Origin of the sequence: Streptosporangium sp. NPDC002524 (genome assembly GCF_040295985.1) — a bacterium.
Classification (GTDB): Bacteria; Actinomycetota; Actinomycetes; order Streptosporangiales; family Streptosporangiaceae; genus Streptosporangium.
In genome coordinates this window covers 10,109-11,726 of sequence record NZ_JBEOWK010000060.1, presented here as the reverse complement: position 1 = coordinate 11,726, position 1,618 = coordinate 10,109, and the positions used below count along the sequence as shown (strand labels likewise).

2 protein-coding genes are annotated in these 1,618 nt (G+C 71.3%); both read right to left on the bottom strand.

What is annotated here, in order from left to right:
* Positions 1-166: 166 nt before the first annotated feature.
* Positions 167-301 carry a hypothetical protein gene (locus ABT053_RS43075; protein ID WP_350977947.1) on the bottom strand — a complete coding sequence of 45 codons (135 nt, stop codon included), beginning with the start codon at positions 299-301 and terminating at the stop codon, positions 167-169.
* A 189-nt stretch (positions 302-490) separates the two neighbouring features.
* Positions 491-1,285 carry an alpha/beta hydrolase gene (locus tag ABT053_RS43070; RefSeq protein ID WP_350977946.1) on the bottom strand — a complete coding sequence of 265 codons (795 nt, stop codon included), beginning with the start codon at positions 1,283-1,285 and terminating at the stop codon, positions 491-493.
* Between the last annotated feature and the right edge of the window lie 333 nt (positions 1,286-1,618).

The following is a 1,618-nucleotide window of genomic DNA, read 5'->3' as shown; positions in this document are numbered from 1 at the left end:
AGGTCGGTGGCCGCGACGGCGGGGCCGGTGAGCTTGCGGGAGGAGGTCCCCCAGCCGAACGCGTAGGTCCGGCCGGGGGGATCGAAGGTCGGGTCGGTGAGCAGCCGCCAGCCGTCGAACTCGATGAGGACGGTGGGGCCGCCGATATGGGTGAACCGCGCCTGTGTCACGGGGTCAGCGCCGGTGACCGGTGACCGGTGGCCGCCACGGAGGCGGCGAGCTCCGGCGCCACCGCCCGGGGGGCGGTGACGGAGGTCTCGCCGGGGACGGGGGTCACGCCTTCGTCGGGAACGCGATGCATGAGGATGTCGGCCTTCCACGGTGTGCGCTCGTTCTGTCTACGGGGCCAGGCCGGAGCCAGGCCGGAGCCAGGCCGGGGTCGGACCGGGGTCGGACCGGGGTCGGACCGGGGTCGGGGTCGGGCCGGGAATGGGCCGGAATGGGCCGGAACGGCTTCCGGGGTCGCATCCCCGGAAGCCGGCCCGTGGGGTCAGGAGTGCTCCAGCGCCCAGGCGAGGGCGCGGTCGGCGACTTCCTCCCAGCCGTCCTGGGCGGGCATCAGGTGGGAGCGGCCGGGGTACTCGATGACCTCGGTGACCGTGTCGGGTGCCTTGTAGTGGGCGGCGTTGGAGCGCTGGATCTTGGGGGGCATGAGGTTGTCGTTCTCGCCGGAGACGAACAGCAGCGGCTTGCGCGCCTCGTTGTGGTAGTCGACCCAGTTGTCGTCCTTGCCGGGGTGGATGTTGGCCAGCGCGCTGCCCCAGAAGATGTGGCCGGAGGCGGGGATGTGGTAGCGCTCGTAGGTGGCGCGGGCCTGGTCCTCGGGGAAGGTGTTGGTGAAGGCGTAGCGCCAGTGCTCGTAGTCGAGCCCGACCGCCCGGTGGCGGTTGGCGGGGTTCTTCAGCATCGGGAAGGTGGCCTTGATCTGCGACAACGGGATGATCTTGACGCCTTCGGTGGGGGCGGAGTTGATCGCCACCCCGGCGGCGCCGTAGCCGTGGTCGAGCAGGATCTGGGTGAACACGCCGCCGGCGGAGTGGCCGATGAGGATCGGCGGGGTGTCCAGGCCCTTGATCAGGGTCTCCAGCGACTCGATGATCTGCGGGACGGTGACCCGCTCGATCGGGGCGGGGTCGGCGTTGAGCGCCTCGACCTCGACCTCGAAACCGGGGTAGGCGGGCGCGAGGACCGTGAAGCCCTGGGCCTGGTAGCGGGCGATCCAGTGCTCCCAGCTGCGGGGCGTCACCCAGAAGCCGTGGATCAGGACGATCGTGTCGGGTTTCATGAAGCGTTCCTTATCGTGGGTGGGGTGTGATGGGGGAGGGGAAGACCGTGGGGGGCATGGCGTGGCATGGCGCTTCCGTGCCTGACGGCGTCGGGCGCCGTGGTTCGGCTTCCGTGCCCGGTGCCGTTGAGCGGCCGTGGTTCAGCCTCCGCGCCCGGTGCCGCTGAGCGCCGTGGTTGGGTTTCCGCGCCTGGCGCCGTCGGGTGCCGTGGTTCGTGAGCGCATCCGGCCTGTCGGGTGCCGTGGTTCGTGAGCGCATCCGGCCCGTCGGGCGCTTCGGTTCGTGAGCGCATCCGGCCCGTCGGGCGCTTCGGTTCGTGAGCGCATCCGGCG

What these genes read in the sequence shown, in the direction of transcription:
- ABT053_RS43075 (WP_350977947.1), bottom strand. Translation starts at nt 301, where the DNA reads ATGCATCGCGTTCCCGACGAAGGCGTGACCCCCGTCCCCGGCGAGACC.
- ABT053_RS43070 (WP_350977946.1), bottom strand. Translation starts at nt 1,285, where the DNA reads ATGAAACCCGACACGATCGTCCTGATCCACGGCTTCTGGGTGACGCCC.